Source organism: Vibrio sp. 378, assembly GCF_033339435.1.
This window is the reverse complement of record NZ_JAWOUO010000014.1, coordinates 48,924-66,961: the sequence shown is the minus strand read 5'-3', so window position 1 is coordinate 66,961 and position 18,038 is coordinate 48,924. Positions and strand designations below refer to the sequence as shown.

Here is an 18,038-nt window from a genome sequence, read left to right as displayed (position 1 = left end):
GGAGCGTTGCAACTCACGGAATCATCAAGCAGATACTCATCGGAGTTGAATTCTACGTTTAATAAAGTAACGTCGGTACATTTATTAGGCTGCAATCATAAGCACATTGGCGTTGAATTTAAAGCACTGTTCAATTAAATAAAGTCGAGTATATCCCTGCAATTTCTCATGGTTTATGACCGAATTAGCACGAAGTGTTTAAATCCTAGACCAGAATTGCTCATTTAAATGAGTGAGATTTACATACATTTTCGTTACTAACCTTTAATTTATTCTTCGTTTATCTTCCATTTTAGGCCGCAAAAGGTCAAAATTAGCGGTTATTCATTTTACTTATTTAATACTTAGGAATTCTCATGCTCGAAGCCGTTGCGTTGCTTATAGTCGGTCTTGTTTTGCTTGTTTGGAGTGCAGATAAACTTGTTTTTGGCTCTGCAGCGATAGCCCGCAACGTCGGTATTTCCCCGCTTGTCATCGGCATGACAATCCTCGCGATGGGCTCATCCGCCCCTGAGATGATGGTATCTGCAACCGCTGCTTGGGATGGCAAAACAGATACAGCGGTGGGTAACGTATTAGGCTCAAACATAGCGAACATTGCGTTAATCCTAGGTATTACAGCGCTGATCAAGCCTTTGTCGATTAGCTCCGCCGTCATCCGCCGAGAACTTCCACTCATGATAGCCGTAACCGTACTCGCTGGTATTCTGCTTTGGAATAGCCATCTCGGTTTTTATGAGGGTGTCTTATTGTTTGTACTCTTTGGGGCATTTTTATTTGCTATGTTGCAAATCAGCCGCAAAGAGCAAAAATCAGGTGATGTTTTTCTTGATGACCAAGAGTCAGAGATCCCAGAAGGCGTCAGTAACCCTAAAGCAATCATGTGGGTGGTTATTGGCTTGATACTGCTTCCTTTGGCAGCCAGCATGCTGGTTGATAACGCGGTAATCATTGCTAAACACTTTGGTATGAGCGACCTTGTTATCGGCCTAACTATTATCGCCATTGGCACTAGCCTGCCTGAACTAGCCGCATCACTTGCGGGAGTTTTAAAGGGTGAAGACGACATGGCTGTCGGTAACATTATCGGGTCGAATGTGTTTAACATTCTGGCGGTAATGGGGATTCCTGGCATCATTAATCCATCAGTGCTCAGTGAGTACGCGATGGGCCGTGACTTCTGGGTCATGTTAGGCGTTTCATTGTTACTTGTCGCGATGTGTTTGGGTAAATCGCGCAGTATTAACCGTATTGAAGGTGCCATCTTGTTTGTGTGCTTCTTAGGTTACCAAGTGTACTTATTCGCAAACATGACCGCTTAATTACCACGATCAATAAGTAGAGATCTGATATGTCCAATCAATTTGATTTTCGCGCTGCTGCTAAACAAGTTCTTGATATCGAAGTTGCTGCTCTGCAAGAGCTAGATACCTACTTTGATGATCAATTTGAAAAAGCGTGTGAACTTATCCTTTCCAACAACGGCAAAGTTGTCGTTATGGGTATTGGCAAGTCAGGCCATATTGGTAACAAGATTGCCGCCACTCTGGCAAGCACTGGGACTTCGGCGTTTTTCGTTCATCCAGGCGAAGCCGCACATGGCGACTTGGGTATGATCAGCCCTGGTGACATTGTGCTGGCAATTTCTAACTCTGGTGAATCAAACGAAATTCTGTCTCTATTTCCAGTATTAAAGCGCCTGAATATTAAGATCATCAGCATGACAGGTAAGCCAGAATCAAATATGGCCAAGCTGTCTGACTTACACCTGCAAATTACGGTACCTCAAGAAGCTTGTCCGTTAGGCCTGGCGCCAACTAGCAGTACGACTGCCACATTAGTGATGGGAGATGCATTAGCCGTAGCTCTGCTTCAAGCTCGTGGTTTTTCTGCCGAAGATTTTGCCCTGTCTCACCCAGGTGGTGCACTGGGGAGAAAACTGCTACTTAAGTTGTCTGATATTATGCACTTTGGAGAAGCGCTACCTAAAGTTTCTCCTGACGCATTAATTCGCGATGCCCTGCTTGAAATTTCAGAAAAGGGGTTAGGCATGACAGCCATCGTCGATGAGCACGATGCTATGCTTGGTATATTCACCGATGGTGATTTACGTCGTACCCTAGACAAGCGTATCGATATTCATACGACGGCAATTGGCGAGGTCATGACGACAAACCCAACCACAGCGCACCCTGATATGCTGGCGGTTGAAGGTTTGAACTTGATGCAGAATAAAAACATTAACGCTCTGATTTTATGTAAAGACGAAAAAATTGTGGGTGCACTGAACATGCACGATTTACTAAAAGCTGGCGTGATGTAATATCAGCACAAACATTTAAACCATTTATTAGACGAATAAAGGCAATGGTCAGGGAAGTACTGAGCTAAACGATAGGCCTTCATTATATGAGTTTTACTCGCCTTATTTATTTGCTCTTGATCTTCGTTGTAGCGTGGTGCGGTTATTACCTACTAACCCCTAAAGGCAACGACGCAATTCAAGTAGCACCAGATTCTGAACTGCCCATGTTCAGTGGTTCTGGATTAGAAAATATCACCTACGGTGAAGATGGTGTCCGCAGTTACATCATTCGCTCCACTAACTTAGACCATTATGCTAAGAGTGGAGATACTATTTTTAATAACCCGACTTTGATGGTTTACCGTGAAGGTAGCGTCATTGAATGGAAGGTGACTGCCACAAGAGCAGTGTTAGATGAAGACCAAGTTTTGACTTTATATGACAAAGTCTTAATGCAAAATCTTCTGCCTGGTGCGAGTTTTGATACCATGGCAACAGACAAATTGGTCATTAATCTAACCAATCGTGATTTTAAAGCTGACCAACAAGTGATGTTGGTTGGACCACAATTTGAAACTACTGGAGGCGCAATGCAAGGCAACTTAAAACAGCATACTGCGACTCTGACAGATGAAGTTCAAGGTCGATATGAAACCGTTACACCTTAGCCTACTGGCACTGGTATTGGCGGCGCCTCAAGCGCTGGCACTCAAGTCGGATACTCAACAGCCGGTTTACATAAACTCTGACACCCAACAGGTGGATATGAAGAGTAACCAGGTTGTTTTTGAAGGCGATGTATCTCTTAAGCAAGGGAGCATCAATATCGATGCTGATAGAATCGTGGTAACTCGCGATCCTAAAACCGAAGCAATTAAACAGATTCAAGCATTTGGTAAACCTGCGAAGTTTTCTCAGCTGATGGACGATGGTAAAACACTTAGTGGTCAAGCTACGGAATTGGATTACCGTATTTCTACAGACGAACTGACCATGAAAGGTCAAGCGCAGCTGGCGCAAGACAACAACACCATCAAAGGTTCTTCGATTCGTTACCAAATTGGTAAACAAAAGCTAGTCGCAGATAGCTCTAAGGAAGAGCGCGTTACGACCATTTTGCAACCCAATCAGATAGAGAACTAATATGGCAGTACTGAGTGCGAAAAACTTGGCGAAAAGCTACAAAAAACGCAAAGTCGTCACTGATGTTAGCTTAGAAGTTGAATCTGGTCAGATTGTTGGGCTGCTCGGTCCAAACGGTGCGGGTAAAACCACCTCGTTTTACATGATTGTCGGCTTAGTACCTCGAGATGAAGGCACCATTACCATTGACGACAATGACATCAGTATTTTGCCGATGCATAGCCGTTCACGACTTGGCATTGGCTATCTTCCGCAAGAAGCGTCGATTTTCCGTAAGCTTTCAGTAGAAGATAACATCATGGCCGTACTTGAAACTCGTCAAGAAATGACGAGGGAAGAGCGCCAAGATAAACTGGAAGATTTGTTGGAAGAATTCCACATCCAGCACATCAGAACCAGTGCTGGTATGGCACTATCAGGGGGTGAGCGACGCAGGGTGGAAATCGCTCGAGCTTTAGCGGCCAACCCTCAGTTCATTTTATTGGATGAACCTTTCGCTGGTGTTGACCCAATTTCGGTTAATGACATCAAGAAAATCATTGAACATCTGCGCGATCGTGGTCTCGGAGTGTTAATCACTGACCATAATGTACGTGAAACACTGGACGTATGTGAAAAAGCCTATATCGTGAGCCAAGGGCACCTAATTGCATCGGGAACTCCGGCAGAAGTTCTCAATAATGAACAGGTGAAACAAGTTTATCTCGGCGAACAATTCCGTCTATGATTATATTAGGAACGGTAAGATTCTGAGCATTACAAGGTAAGTAACACTGAATGAAACCTTCATTACAACTCAAGCTAGGTCAGCAGTTAGCCATGACGCCACAGTTGCAGCAAGCGATTCGCTTATTGCAATTGTCGACACTCGATCTTCAACAAGAAATCCAAGAAGCGTTGGACTCCAACCCATTATTGGAAGTTGAAGAAGGCCAAGACGAGCCTCTAGCAAACGGTGAAGATAAGTCAGCGGTCGAGGCTGCTGATAGCAACAGTGCTAGCGAACCAACAGAAATTGACGTTCCAGATAGCTCCGATGTGATAGAGAAATCAGAAATTAGCTCTGAACTTGAAATCGACACGACTTGGGATGACGTCTACAGCGCGAATACTGGTAGCACTGGCTTAGCTCTTGATGATGATATGCCCGTCTACCAGGGCGAAACCACTGAATCATTACATGATTACCTCATGTGGCAGCTTGACCTAACACCATTCAGTGAAACCGACCGCACGATTGCATTAGCGATTATTGACGCTGTTGACGACTACGGCTATTTAACTTTGTCGCCTGAAGAGATTCATGAGAGCTTCGATAATGAAGAGATAGAGTTAGACGAAGTAGAAGCTGTTCGTAAACGCATTCAACAATTCGATCCTCTTGGCGTTGCATCGCGTAACTTACAAGAATGTTTGTTACTGCAACTGACGACCTTCCCAGAAGACACGCCGTGGCTTGCTGAAGCTAAAATGATACTTGCGGATCACATTGATCACCTAGGCAACCGTGACTACAAGCTCGTCATCAAAGAGACTAAGCTGAAAGAAGCCGATCTTCGTGAAGTCTTAAAGCTTATCCAACAGTTAGATCCTCGTCCAGGTAGTCGCATCACTCCTGATGATACCGAGTACGTAATTCCAGACGTATCCGTTTTTAAAGACAATGGCAAATGGACCGTTTCTATAAACCCGGATAGCGTGCCAAAATTAAAAGTAAATCAACAATATGCTCAATTAGGCAAAGGTAATAGCGCGGATAGCCAGTACATCCGCAGCAATTTGCAAGAGGCAAAATGGTTAATTAAGAGCTTAGAGAGTAGAAACGAGACGCTACTCAAAGTTGCAAGATGTATTGTTGAACATCAACAAGATTTCTTCGAGTATGGTGAGGAAGCCATGAAGCCAATGGTACTCAATGATGTTGCTTTGGCTGTGGACATGCATGAATCCACGATTTCTCGTGTAACAACGCAAAAGTTTATGCATACACCACGTGGTATTTTTGAATTGAAGTACTTCTTCTCTAGCCATGTTAGTACTGACAACGGCGGAGAATGTTCGTCAACAGCAATTCGTGCACTCATTAAAAAACTGGTCGCAGCAGAGAATACTGCCAAACCACTGAGTGATAGCAAGATTGCTGCTCTTCTGGCTGACCAAGGGATTCAGGTCGCAAGACGTACGATAGCCAAATATCGCGAATCCTTGGGAATTGCCCCTTCAAGTCAGCGTAAACGCCTATTATAAGGCACTAACTGAAAAGGAAAGTCTATGCAAATCAATATTCAAGGCCATCACGTTGATCTTACCGATTCAATGCAAGACTATGTAAATTCTAAGTTTCAGAAGCTCGAAAGGTTCTTCGACCATATCAATCAAGTGCATGTTGTACTAAAAGTTGAAAAAATTACTCAAATCGCGGAAGCTACGCTTCACATAAATCAAGGCGAAATCCACGCATCAGCCGATGACGAAAATATGTATGCCGCGATCGATTCGCTGGTAGATAAATTGGTTCGCCAACTTAATAAGCACAAAGAAAAACTAAACAGTCATTAATCATGCAACTGAGCGAAATACTGTCATTGGACTGCACCAAAAGTGCGGTCCACTGCACGAGTAAAAAACGCGCCCTTGAAATGATCAGCCGTATCGTGGCTGATCAAACGGGCCAAGATTCTACCGAGCTGTTCGAATGCATGCTCAATAGAGAAAAAATGGGCAGTACCGGTATCGGAAACGGTATTGCGATCCCTCACGCGAGAATGCAATCAAGCGACAAGGCCATTGCTGTCTTACTGCAATGTGATGAAGCAATCGAATTTGATGCGATTGACAATCGACCTGTCGATCTTCTTTTTGCGCTCCTTGTACCAGAAGAACAGTGCAAAGAGCACCTCAAGACTCTATCCTCTATGGCAGAACGTCTGAGCGATAAGCAAGTATTAAAACTACTGCGTAATGCTCAGAGTGATGAAGAACTTTACGACATCATGATTCACCAATAAGCAGGACTAACTCCATGCGACTAATCGTTGTTAGTGGGCATTCAGGTGCCGGTAAAAGTATTGCGCTTCGTGTACTGGAAGACTTAGGTTACTACTGTGTTGATAACCTGCCAGTTAACTTGCTAGACGCATTTGTTCATTCTGTTGCTGACAGCAAACAGAATGTTGCAGTCAGCATTGATATTCGCAATATTCCTAAAAAGCTAAAAGAACTGACGAGTACACTAGAACAGTTAAAAACTGAGCTTGATGTGACCGTGCTTTTCTTGGACGCTAATAAAGAAACGCTACTCAAACGCTACAGCGAAACACGCCGAATTCACCCGTTATCTTTAGGTGGCACCTCCCTCTCGCTCGATCAAGCCATCGAGCGTGAGAAGCAAATTTTGACGCCACTCAAAGCGCATGCAGATCTGGTCCTGAATAGTAGTGGGCAGTCTTTGCATGAATTGAGTGAAACCGTGCGTATGCGCGTTGAAGGCAGAGATCGCAAAGGGCTCGTTATGGTATTTGAGTCTTTTGGTTTTAAATACGGCCTGCCTTCCGATGCCGATTACGTATTCGACGTTCGCTTCTTACCTAACCCACATTGGGAACCAGCACTACGCCCGCTTACAGGTCTGGATGCTCCTATCGCCGCATTTTTAGAGCAACACCAATCGGTGTTAAGTTTGAAATATCAAATTGAAAGCTTTATAGAGAATTGGTTACCTCTGCTTGAGAAAAACAACCGCAGCTACCTGACCGTTGCAATCGGTTGTACTGGTGGTAAGCACCGCTCGGTGTACTTAACTCAGCAAATCGGTGAATACTTCGCCAACAAAGGACACCAAGTACAAATTCGCCATACCTCACTAGAGAAAAACGCTAAGGAGTAGCCGTGGAGTTAAGTCGTAAAGTATTGATTCAAAACCGCCTTGGCTTACATGCTCGTGCAGCAGTCAAACTGGTCGAACTGGCACAGAGCTTTGAAGCGGTCATCACCATCGACAATGAAGAAGACAAAACCGCCACAGCAGACAGCGTAATGGGCCTGTTAATGCTAGAGTCCGCTCAAGGACAATACGTTACGATCCACGCAACGGGTGGGCAAGCGGAAGAAGCACTGGATGCCGTTTGCCACTTGATCGAAGATAAATTTGATGAAGGCGAGTAGTTTACTCGCTTTTTTCTTACCTCCCATTATCTTTCTCTTCCCTGACCTAATAAATAAATTTGCTTAGTATCATAAGTTGTTATTAAAAGGCGCCTAGAATTAAGTTATTATTCAACGCATTGTAAATATCAGGAATTGGGAGGAATGAATGGCAGAGCAAATTGAATTCGACCAAGCTCACCAAGCCCTCCAAGAAGTCACAGAAGCGCTAGAAAATGGCCGCTTCGTCCATGTTCGTCGTCAATTACAGGACATGGAACCTGAGGATATCGCTCACCTTTTAGAAGCCTCCCCACGGAAGAGCCGTGAAGTTCTTTGGCAACTCACCGACCCTGAAGATTATGGTGAAATCCTTGACGAGCTGAATGAAGACGTCAAAGACAGCCTCGTATCCAAAATGGCACCAGAAGCGCTTGCAGAAGCGACAGAAGGCATGGATACCGATGACGTAGCTTACGTACTGCGTAGCTTGCCTGACAACCTGTCACGCGAAGTTCTGTCGCAAATGGACTCCTCTGACCGTCTACGGGTCGAAACCGCCCTATCCTACCCAGAAGACACCGCGGGTGGACTGATGAACACCGACGTCATCACAATTCGTGGTGACGTAGATGTGGACGTAGTTTTGCGTTATCTACGTATGAAAGGCGAGCTTCCAGAAGCTACGGATGCCCTGTATGTGATCGATGAAGAGAGTAAGCTCATCGGTGAACTGCCGATCACGACGCTTATTACCACTCAGCCAGACGTAAAAATCATTGATGTAATGGAAGACGCGGACGAGGCCATCACCGTCGATACTAGCGACTCAGATGTTGCGAGTCTGTTCGAACGCCGTAATTGGGTATCTGCACCTGTTGTTGATGAAAACTTGCATTTGGTCGGTCGTATCACCATCGATGACGTGGTTGACGTTATTCGTGAAGACGCGGAACACTCGATGATGAGTATGGCGGGTATGGACGATGACGAAGATACTTTCGCGCCTGTTGTAAAATCAGCTCGCAAACGCAGTATCTGGCTTGGCGCTAACGTATTAGCCGCCCTTGCTGCTGCTTCCGTTTCTAACATGTTTGAGGCCACATTAGACCAAATGGCCGCCATTGCGGTATTGATGACGATTGTTCCGTCCATGGGTGGTGTCGCTGGTAACCAAACCGTCGCACTAGTGATTCGTGGTCTTGCTCTTGGTCATATCGGAGACTCAAACAAACGCGAACTGTTAATGAAAGAAGCCTCGATCGGCTTACTTAACGGCATCATGTGGGCGCTAATTATTGGTGGTATTGTTGTTGCTTGGAAAGGTAACTGGATGCTCGGAGGAATCATTTCCGCCGCCATGCTGACCAACTTATTGGTCGCAGGTATTGCCGGAGTAACGATTCCAATCCTATTGAAAAAAATGAACATCGATCCCGCTTTAGCTGGTGGTATGGCATTAACAACAGTGACGGATGTGATTGGTTTATCTGTCTTCTTAGGGCTTGCCACAATACTGATTACCTAACAGCAAAAACGAAAAAGCCTGATGAACACATCAGGCTTTTTTGATTCTGAATTGCTAGAAAAGCTTATTCACCCGCCACTTTCATGGTATCCAGTAGGATAGAGCCCGTTTGGATTTGTGAGCGCGTTTCAATATCACTACCAACCGCTACAATCTTGGTGAACATGTCTTTTAGATTACCTGCGATGGTAATTTCTGATACTGGGTATTGGATCTCGCCGTTCTCAACCCAGAAGCCTGCGGCACCGCGAGAGTAATCACCCGTTACCACGTTCACACCTTGTCCCATAACCTCTGTCACTAGAAGACCAGTACCGAGCTCTTTAAGCATTTGCTCGAAGTTTTGGCCTGTCGACTTCACGTACCAGTTATGAATCCCACCAGCGTGACCTGTCGGCGTCATCTTCATTTTACGTGCGGCATAACTGGTTAACAGATAAGTTGCTAGCACACCGTCGGTAATGATCTCACGGTCTTGAGTGTACACACCTTCACTATCGAATGGACTTGATGCCAAACCACGCAATACATGCGGACGTTCTGAGATATTGAACCATTCAGGAAGCACTTGTTTGCCTAGATGGTCAAGTAAGAAAGAAGATTTTCGGTACAAGTTACCACCGCTGATCGCCATAACGAGATGGCCAATCAAGCCTGTCGCAACATCAGCCGCAAACATGATTGGGTATTGACCTGTTTTTAGACGCTGCGCATCTAAGCGGTTAACCGTATTCTCTGCCGCCTTACGACCCACCGTTTCTGGGGTCCATAAGTCATCACGATGACGTGCCACGGTGTAGCTGTAATCACGTTCCATCTCGCCGTTTTGACCAACGCCAATTACACAACAGCTAGTACTATGGCGGCTAGACGCATAACTAGCTAATAAGCCATGGCTATTGCCATACACTTTCACGCCATAATGACTATCATAACTCGCGCCATCACTTTGCTTGATTGCTCTGTCATAACTTAGCGCTTCTTTCTCAGCGGCAATCGCCACATCGGCAGCATAGTCTGGATCGGGTGCGTCAGGGTGGAAAAGATCAAGCTCCGGGATCTCTTGCACCATGTATTCTTTTGCTGCAGGGCCTGCAAATGGGTCTTCAGATGTGTAATGTGCAATATCTAGCGCCGCTATAACGGTTTGCTCGATTGCCGCTTCACTTAAATCAGACGTGGAAGCACTGCCTTTGCGTTGACCTCGGTAAACGGTAATGCCCAGCGCACCATCGCTGTTGAACTCGACATTTTCTACTTCACCCATACGAGTTGAAACACTTAAACCAGTGCTTTTAGTAATTGCGACTTCGGCGGCGTCAGATTTTGCCGATGCAAGCTTTAAGGCTCTTGCGACGGCTTGCTCTAGCTCGGTACGTTGCTCAGCAACCTGCTGTTTAATATCCATTGTCTTTCACATCTTGTCTTTGATGAACAATAGGATAACAAGAATTTCGCTTTCTCCCCATGATTCTTGTTAAAATAGTCATAATATTAATCAAAACACAGGCAACTGAAATGGCACGTAAGAATCAAAAAGCGCCATGGGAACCAGAAGAAGAGATCATCTGGGTAAGTAAATCCGAGATGAAGCGAGACATGGAAGAACTGCAAAAGCTAGGTGAGGAGCTTGTCGGCCTCAAACCTTCAGTTCTAGAAAAGTTTCCATTGAGTGAAGATTTGCGAGAAGCAATTGCTGACGCGCAACGCTTTAAAAATGAAGCGCGTCGTCGCCAATTACAACGTATCGGTAAATTGATGCGTTACGAAGATCCAGAGCCAATCCAAGCCGCACTGGATAAAATTCGTAATAAGCACTCTCAATTAACGGCGGTATTCCACAAACTTGAAGCGTTGCGTGATCGCGTAGTGGAAGAAGGTGACAAAGCCATTGATGACGTAATGGAAATGTACCCAGAAGCGGATCGTCAGCGTCTACGCCAACTTGCTCGCCAAGCAGCGAAAGAGAAAAAAGCTGGGAAACCAGCAAAAGCGTACCGCGAAATCTTTCAGATCCTTAAAGGTCTAAACGAAGAAGAGTTTTAATTCGACGGCTCAAGCAATGAGCATTCGATTTAAACGCAAAAAGCAGACGTCAATGTCTGCTTTTTTTATCTTTGGTTTTACTGTCAGCGTTACACTAAGCGATTCACGCGGTCTCCGCGCTCGAAAGCGTTAATGTTCTCAATCAAGATTTCCGCTAAACGTTGGATAGATGAGTCGCTGCCCCATGCAACATGCGGTGTAAGTAACAAATTAGGTAAACTCATATTGGCAATCAGCGGATTGCTCTCATCAGCCGGTTCTTGTGTAAAAACATCAAAACCAGCCGCTGCAATTTCTTGCTGTTTTAAGGCATCCACCAGCGCGCTCTCATCCACCAAACCTCCACGCCCTGTATTAATCAAAATGGCGTTGGACTTCATTTGTTGCAACTCAGCTTGACCAATTAAATTCTGAGTACGATCGTTGAGCGGGCAATGCAAAGTCAGCGCATCGGAGCGTTTTAATACTTCCTCAAACGGCACATAACCTGGTCTACATTCTGCCGCCCCTTTACGCTCAGAAAACAACACGGTCATTCCTAACGCTTGAGCCAGATTCGCCGTCGCTTGCCCTAGTGCCCCACTACCAACAACACCTAACGTGCTACCACCAATATCCCCGATTGGGTGAGTAAAAAAACAAAACTGCTGGTTACGCTGCCACTCACCTGCGGCAATATCTTGGTGGTACCCAAATAAATTCCGTCTTAAAGCGAATAACATTGCCATCACGTGCTCGGGCACCGAACGCGTCGCGTAACCACGTACATTAGCAACCGCAATATCATGATTAGCACAGTAGTTCACATCGACGTTGTTAAAACCAGTTGCGGCAACCGCGATCATCCGTAATTTTGGTAGTTGCTCTAATACATGTTGGTCAAGCAGGACTTTATTGCTAATCACGATATCGGCATCTGCTAACCTTTCTATTACCTGCTCAGGCGCAGTTAGGTCGTACTCACGCCAGTGGTGCGGAAAGCCAGGTCGTGGGACCTCAATATGTTCTGGGATGGTCGCTCGGTCTAAAAATACGATGCTTGGCAAAGACATAACAACTCCTTGTTCACGGCTGAAAGACAGGATACATCAACCACAGTAACGAAATAGCCAAAAATAGCGAACTAGAAAGAACCGCTGTTGAGTGCAATTGGCATTAAGGGTGTGGCAACGTTTTATAATCAGGCAATGTACGCTCTGGCGAAAAATAGTTAAAGATCATCGCCTCGGCTTCAGAATAAAAGTCACAGGGTACAAAAATACTGCTCAGCTGATCCGTAGCTGGATGATAAAAACTTAGCTCCGCAGCGTGCAACTCTAAACGTTCTGAAAACTGATACGCCTCTTCGCTTGCATAAAACTCATCACCCACAATCGCATGACCAATCGCCATCAAATGCACGCGTAACTGATGCGATCGACCAGTAATGGGGAGTAACCGCACAACGGTTGTATGGGTGCCATCAGGGTGCACTTCACGCTTCACTACTTGGAATAAAGTTTGAGATGGTTTGCCGTCGTCAAAACATACTTTTTGTCGTGGACGATTTGGCCAATCACAAATTAATGGAAGATCAATATTCCCTTCTTGCGGCTCAACATGCCCCCAAACACGTGCGTAATACACCTTGTGAGTGAGGCGATATTGGAACTGCTTTTTTAATGCTCGCTCCGCGGGTTTGTTTTTCGCCAGCAACATCAACCCTGATGTCGACATATCCAAGCGATGCACAACTTGAATTTCTGGATGCAACTCTTTGAGGCGGCTCCACATGCTGTCGTAATGCTCTGCAAGGCGACCAGGGACAGACAGCAGCCCTGATGGCTTATTCACTGCCAGAATGTCGTCATCCTCAAAAACGATATCAACCCAAGGGTCGGTGGGAGGGGTATATTCAAGCATTGCCATGGGAGATCTCTACAAAATAAAAACGCCACGATTATATACCCAAATAGCACCCAGATGCAGGATTCTGAAGAAAAGTTCAACCCAATAAAACAAAGTCAATCCTTTAGCATAAAAACTAAAAATAGCACGTTGTAAATTTAGTTTGACAACAAGACGCATAACTGAATAGAGTGCTAGATGCACACAGCATGATATTCGCAAAGAATACTTAAAATAAATACACCAAAACACAGCATTTAAAAGACATTACCGTTGCGCAGTATAGGGCGTTCGCTCAGCTTGTCATGTACTGCGGTATGTATCTCTTTAGAAAGATACATAAGATAAAAAGGACAATAAGCAATGGACTCCGCCGTTATAGATAAACCCCAATCCAAACTTTCCTTATTTTTTCGTTCGCTAGGCCCCGGCATATTAATGGCATCTGCTGCGGTCGGTGGCTCTCACCTCGTGGCATCAACCAAGGCTGGTGCGATTTATGGTTGGCAATTGGCTGCACTGATTCTGCTCGTAAACCTGTTTAAATACCCTTTTTTCCGAGCGGGCGTACAGTACACCATGGGGACAGGGCTGACCTTGGTTGAGGGCTACGCGAAATTAGGTCGGCCTTATCTATGGCTATTTCTATTTCTGAGCGTGGTATCGGCCGTCATCAATACCGCCGCTTTGTTGATGTTTAGCGCTAGCTTGCTGGGCTACTTCATTCCGTTTTCACTATCAATGGCATCACTCAGCATCATTGTGATTGTCACCTGCCTGATCATATTATTTGCTGGCCATTACAAAGCGCTCGATACGCTATCTAAGGTGATCATGTCGGTGTTAACCATCGCGACTTTACTCGCTGTTTCTATCGCCTTTGGTAACCCTGTTGAGCAAGTAGCCAACTTCGAGCCGCCGTCACCTTGGTCTATTGCGGCTATTGGTTTTATCGTCGTGACAATGGGGTGGATGCCTGCACCGATAGAGATCTCCTGTTTAACCTCAGCGTGGCTAAAACGCCAATCAAGCCAGCAAGAAGTAACATACCGCTCTGCTCTATTTGACTTTAATGTCGGTTATATTGGCACGGCGTTTCTTGCCATTATCTTTGTATCGCTAGGCTCTTTGATGCTTTATGGTTCTGGCGTTGCGCTTGAAAGCTCTGGCGTTGGCTTCTCCCACCAATTGGTTGGCTTATATGCGGCAACGATTGGCGAATGGTCTCGTTACTTGATCGCGGTAATTGCGTTTTTCTGTATCTTTGGCAGCACGATTACCGTTATTGATGGCTATTCGCGCGTTATTTCGGATTCTCAACGCTTACTGCGCTCGCAACCAGACACTAACCCTAAAACCACTTCAGCGATCATGCTGGTAGTCTCCTTACTTGCATTGGGTATTGTGGTTTTCTGGGCTTCTGCGTTATTGCCTATGCTGAACTTTGCGATGATCCTCGCCTTTATGACCACGCCATTCTTTGCTCTGCTAAATTACACCTTAGTGAGCAAAACTGAGTTACCTGAGCCTTTGGCTGTTGGACCTAAACTAAAGTGGTTGTCGATTGCAGGCCTGATTTACTTGTTTGGCTTCTTGGCTGTATTTATCTGGTGGAAGTGGTTGATGTAAATGAGGTAGCTATCAGTGATTAATGCATTCCGCATAAAGAAACTAAACCGTAAATAAAGAAAAAGGTCTTCAACTGAAGACCTTTTTTAATGAGCAATAAATACTTACTTAGTTGTGGCTCACCACAATCAAACGCAGCGAGTCGAGCTGAACCTGAGCTTGGTTGATGTAACCAGTGAGCTCTTTAATTTGTGCGTCGATAGCTTCAATTTCTTCGTCACGAATATTTGGGTTCACCGCTTTCAGTGCTTGCAAACGCTCAAGTTCTGCATTCAAACTGTGCTGCATATCTTGATGAGCTTGTTTGCGTACTTCTTCAACCTTCTCTTCAATAAGAACATCACCGGCTTCAATTAAGCGGTGTACATCTTTCTGTACCGACGTAACCAACTTGCTACCTAAGTGACGGTTTACAGGGCTGAGCTGGCGGTTAAAGCTTTCAAACTCCACTTGAGCAGACAAATCATTACCACGCGAGTCCATCATTAAACGGATTGGCGTTTTCGGTAAGAAGCGCGCGATACCACTGCGTTTTGGCGCTTGCGCATCTACCGCGTAAATCAACTCAAGAAGAATAGTCCCGACTGGTAACGCTTTGTTTTTCAATAGAGATACCGCAGACGTCCCCACCCCTTCACTCATAAGAAGATCGATACCACCCTGGATCATTGGGTGTTCCCAACTGATAAAGTGCATATCTTCACGAGATAACGCTGTATCACGATCAAACGTGATCGTCGCTCCTTCGTATGGCAGACCTGGGTAGCTTGGCACCATCATGTGCTCAGATGGGGTCACAATCAGGGCGTTTTCACCTTTATCGTCTTGATTCAAGCCAATCGTGTCAAAAAGAGAAAGTGCGAAGGTGACCAGATTGGTATCGCCGTCAGTTGATTCAATTTTCTCAACGATTTGTTGTGCTTTTTCCCCGCCATTTGAATGCATTTCTAATAGGCGATCACGGCCTTGCTCCAATTGGGATTTCAGCTCTTTATTCATTTTTGCTGACGCTTCAATGATCTCATCTAGCGTGCTGGTATCACCAGAGGCAAGAATTTCAATCAGATCATCGGAGTACTTATCGTAAACAGCACGGCCTGTTGGGCAGGTTTCCGCAAAAGCGTTCAGGCCTTCATCGAACCAACGTGCTAGGATCGCTTGCGATGTGCCTTTCAGGTAAGGAACATGAATGTCGATATCGCGATTTTGACCGATACGGTCCAAACGACCAATACGTTGCTCAAGCAAGTCTGGGTTAAATGGCAAGTCGAACATGACAAGTTGGTTGGCAAACTGGAAGTTACGACCTTCAGAGCCGATTTCGCTACAGATAAGAACTTGTGCTCCACCTTCTTCTTGCGCAAAGTAAGCCGCCGCTTTGTCACGTTCAAGAATCGACATACCTTCGTGGAAAACGGTGGCGCGGATACCTTCACGCTCACGCAGTGCTTGCTCCAATTGCAGTGCGGTACTCGCACGAGAAGCAATCACGAGGATTTTCTCGCTGCGCTTCTCTTTTACTTTTTCAAGCAACCAATTCACACGCGAGTCAAACTGCCACCAGCTCGCGTCATCGCCTTCAAATTCTTGGAAAATTTCTTCCGGGTAAAGGTTCTTCATCGCACGTGCTTCAGAACTCATCTTACCGCCAATCATTCCAGCAACACGCATTGATGTAGTGTATTGCGGTGGAATATCCATTGGCATCAGATGCACGTTACGCGTAGGGAAGCCTTTGATGGCCGCGCGCGTGTTACGGAACAAAACACGCCCAGTACCATGACGATCCATCAAGTTATCGATCAGCTCTTGGCGTGCCGACGCTTTAGCTTCTTCGTCCGCTTCACTTTCAATAATACGGAAAAGTGGTTCTACGTCTTGTTCAGACAACAACTCAGTGATCTGGTTTTTTGCTTCATTAGGTAGCTTTTCACCGGAAAAGAGTGAAGTAATCGCATCTGCTACGGGCGCGTATTGCTCTTCTTCCTCAACGAATGCTTCGTAATCATAGAAGCGGTCTGGATCCAACAAACGCAGACGAGCAAAGTGACTCTCACGACCAAGCTGCTCTGGCGTTGCAGTCAGTAGCAACACACCAGGAGTACGTTCAGCCAAGCCTTCTACCACTTGGTATTCGCGACTTGGTTTGTCTTGACTCCACTCTAGGTGGTGCGCTTCATCGACAACCAGTAGGTCCCATTCACCTTCCAGTGCTTGTTCAAAACGCTTGCGGCTCTTGCGTAGGAAATCCAAAGAACACAGCACATATTGCTGAGTATCAAATGGGTTTTCTGCATCCGCAAACGCTTCGATACAGCGCTCTTCGTCAAAGATAGAGAAATGCAGATTGAAACGACGCATCATCTCAACCAGCCATTGATGCTGCAGTGTTTCAGGCACCACAATCAAAATGCGTTCGGCACGACCAGACAGAACTTGTTGGTGGATGATCATGCCCGCTTCGATGGTTTTACCCAAACCTACCTCATCCGCCAACAAGACGCGTGGCGCGTGACGACGGCCAACTTCGTGCGCGATGTAAAGCTGATGAGGGATCAAACCTGCACGCATACCACATAGGCCACGCATTGGGCTCTTATGCTGCTCAAACTGGTTGGTTAGCGCACGGTAACGCAGAACAAAGTTGTCCATACGGTCGATTTGACCGGCGTACAACTTATCTTGAGGTTTGTTAAAACGAATTTGGTTGCTAAGGAAAATCTCACGCAGAACAACAGCGGTTTCTTGCGTGTCTTCACGAGTACCGAAATAGGTGTAAAGACCTTCATCTTCCAGTACTTCTTCTACTTTTAGAGACCAACCTTCTTGGCAATCGATGACATCCCCAACATTAAAGGTGACTCGGGTAACAGGTGCATCGTTACGTGCGTAAACTCGGTTTTCCTCTGACGCTGCAAACATCAATGTCACAGTACGAGCATCCATTGCTACAACGGTACCTAAACCTAAATCGCTTTCCGTATCGCTAATCCAGCGCTGCCCCAAAGCAAATGTCATGAATTGACTACCTCGTTATTAGTTCTTGATTCGTATTTCTTGTTGGTCTACTCATGCCCGTAGGCATGGATAATAGTTTAGATCTGATTCTGGCTTCTGCTATGCCGGTAGCATTCGTCATTCCAGTATGAGCTGAGTATTTTTTAAGCCAGCTCAACATGATAAATCGGACGTAGCCTATACGCAGAAAAAGGTCGCTAATCTTACTTGAAGCTGTGATTTAGGTCACGCCGAAACCGCACCAAGCAGAAACTTTTTTTCCCAAACTCTAAATGCAATCAAATTGTAAAATACTCATGCCAATTATTAAGTTGTAGAACGTAAATATTACGTATACTT

At 45.5% G+C, this 18,038-nt stretch carries 17 protein-coding genes; 13 read left to right on the top strand and 4 right to left on the bottom strand.

Annotated features, from left to right (window positions below; genetic code table 11):
* Positions 1-356: 356 nt before the first annotated feature.
* The 11 genes from R7Q48_RS20125 to mgtE all read left to right on the top strand — a co-directional run bounded on the left by R7Q48_RS20125 (position 357) and on the right by mgtE (position 9,119).
* Positions 357-1,322, top strand: a complete 966-nt coding sequence (locus tag R7Q48_RS20125) for a calcium/sodium antiporter (protein WP_005381102.1) — start codon at positions 357-359, stop codon at positions 1,320-1,322.
* A 29-nt stretch (positions 1,323-1,351) separates the two neighbouring features.
* Positions 1,352-2,323, top strand: coding sequence for an arabinose-5-phosphate isomerase KdsD (kdsD, locus tag R7Q48_RS20120; protein ID WP_005381104.1), 972 nt, complete (start codon positions 1,352-1,354; stop codon positions 2,321-2,323).
* A gap of 86 nt (positions 2,324-2,409) precedes the next feature.
* Entirely contained in the window at positions 2,410-2,973 is a 564-nt protein-coding gene (gene lptC, locus R7Q48_RS20115) for an LPS export ABC transporter periplasmic protein LptC (RefSeq protein WP_005381106.1), read from the top strand.
* Positions 2,954-3,448 carry a lipopolysaccharide transport periplasmic protein LptA gene (gene lptA / locus R7Q48_RS20110; RefSeq protein ID WP_005381109.1) on the top strand — a complete coding sequence of 165 codons (495 nt, stop codon included), beginning with the start codon at positions 2,954-2,956 and terminating at the stop codon, positions 3,446-3,448. The genes lptC and lptA overlap by 20 nt, the downstream gene beginning before the upstream one ends.
* 1 nt (position 3,449) lies before the next feature.
* The gene (gene lptB, locus R7Q48_RS20105) at positions 3,450-4,175 is read left to right on the top strand and encodes an LPS export ABC transporter ATP-binding protein (protein ID WP_005381111.1); all 726 of its coding nucleotides are present in this window, start codon (positions 3,450-3,452) and stop codon (positions 4,173-4,175) included.
* Positions 4,176-4,225: 50 nt separating this feature from the next.
* On the top strand, positions 4,226-5,695 hold the full coding sequence (locus R7Q48_RS20100) for an RNA polymerase factor sigma-54 (protein ID WP_005381112.1): 1,470 nt from the start codon (positions 4,226-4,228) through the stop codon (positions 5,693-5,695).
* A 24-nt stretch (positions 5,696-5,719) separates the two neighbouring features.
* On the top strand, positions 5,720-6,007 hold the full coding sequence (gene hpf, locus R7Q48_RS20095) for a ribosome hibernation promoting factor (protein WP_005381114.1): 288 nt from the start codon (positions 5,720-5,722) through the stop codon (positions 6,005-6,007).
* A 2-nt stretch (positions 6,008-6,009) separates the two neighbouring features.
* Positions 6,010-6,456, top strand: a complete 447-nt coding sequence (gene ptsN / locus R7Q48_RS20090) for a PTS IIA-like nitrogen regulatory protein PtsN (protein ID WP_005381116.1) — start codon at positions 6,010-6,012, stop codon at positions 6,454-6,456.
* 14 nt (positions 6,457-6,470) lie between these two features.
* Positions 6,471-7,334, top strand: coding sequence for an RNase adapter RapZ (gene rapZ, locus R7Q48_RS20085; protein WP_005381118.1), 864 nt, complete (start codon positions 6,471-6,473; stop codon positions 7,332-7,334).
* A gap of 2 nt (positions 7,335-7,336) precedes the next feature.
* The gene (locus R7Q48_RS20080; RefSeq protein ID WP_005381120.1) at positions 7,337-7,612 is read left to right on the top strand and encodes an HPr family phosphocarrier protein; all 276 of its coding nucleotides are present in this window, start codon (positions 7,337-7,339) and stop codon (positions 7,610-7,612) included.
* Between the two features lie 148 nt (positions 7,613-7,760).
* Complete coding sequence (gene mgtE / locus R7Q48_RS20075; RefSeq protein WP_005381121.1) at positions 7,761-9,119, top strand: magnesium transporter; 1,359 nt, start codon at positions 7,761-7,763, stop codon at positions 9,117-9,119.
* Positions 9,120-9,183: 64 nt separating this feature from the next.
* Here mgtE and pmbA read toward each other — a convergent pair whose 3' ends face one another.
* Positions 9,184-10,527, bottom strand: a complete 1,344-nt coding sequence (gene pmbA, locus R7Q48_RS20070) for a metalloprotease PmbA (RefSeq protein WP_042523482.1) — start codon at positions 10,525-10,527, stop codon at positions 9,184-9,186.
* 110 nt (positions 10,528-10,637) lie between these two features.
* Here pmbA and yjgA point away from each other — a divergent pair, with 110 nt between their 5' ends.
* Entirely contained in the window at positions 10,638-11,165 is a 528-nt protein-coding gene (gene yjgA, locus R7Q48_RS20065) for a ribosome biogenesis factor YjgA (protein ID WP_005381124.1), read from the top strand.
* Between the two features lie 89 nt (positions 11,166-11,254).
* Here yjgA and R7Q48_RS20060 read toward each other — a convergent pair whose 3' ends face one another.
* Positions 11,255-12,217, bottom strand: coding sequence for a D-2-hydroxyacid dehydrogenase (locus R7Q48_RS20060; RefSeq protein WP_151514342.1), 963 nt, complete (start codon positions 12,215-12,217; stop codon positions 11,255-11,257).
* Positions 12,218-12,320: 103 nt separating this feature from the next.
* Positions 12,321-13,073 (bottom strand): bifunctional tRNA pseudouridine(32) synthase/23S rRNA pseudouridine(746) synthase RluA, encoded by a 753-nt coding sequence (gene rluA / locus R7Q48_RS20055; protein ID WP_042523486.1) that lies wholly within the window; start codon positions 13,071-13,073, stop codon positions 12,321-12,323.
* Positions 13,074-13,415: 342 nt separating this feature from the next.
* On the opposite strand from rluA, the gene R7Q48_RS20050 reads away from it, so the two are divergent.
* On the top strand, positions 13,416-14,681 hold the full coding sequence (locus R7Q48_RS20050) for an NRAMP family divalent metal transporter (protein ID WP_005381130.1): 1,266 nt from the start codon (positions 13,416-13,418) through the stop codon (positions 14,679-14,681).
* A 108-nt stretch (positions 14,682-14,789) separates the two neighbouring features.
* Here R7Q48_RS20050 and rapA read toward each other — a convergent pair whose 3' ends face one another.
* Positions 14,790-17,699 carry an RNA polymerase-associated protein RapA gene (gene rapA / locus R7Q48_RS20045; RefSeq protein WP_005388434.1) on the bottom strand — a complete coding sequence of 970 codons (2,910 nt, stop codon included), beginning with the start codon at positions 17,697-17,699 and terminating at the stop codon, positions 14,790-14,792.
* Positions 17,700-18,038: the final 339 nt, after the last annotated feature.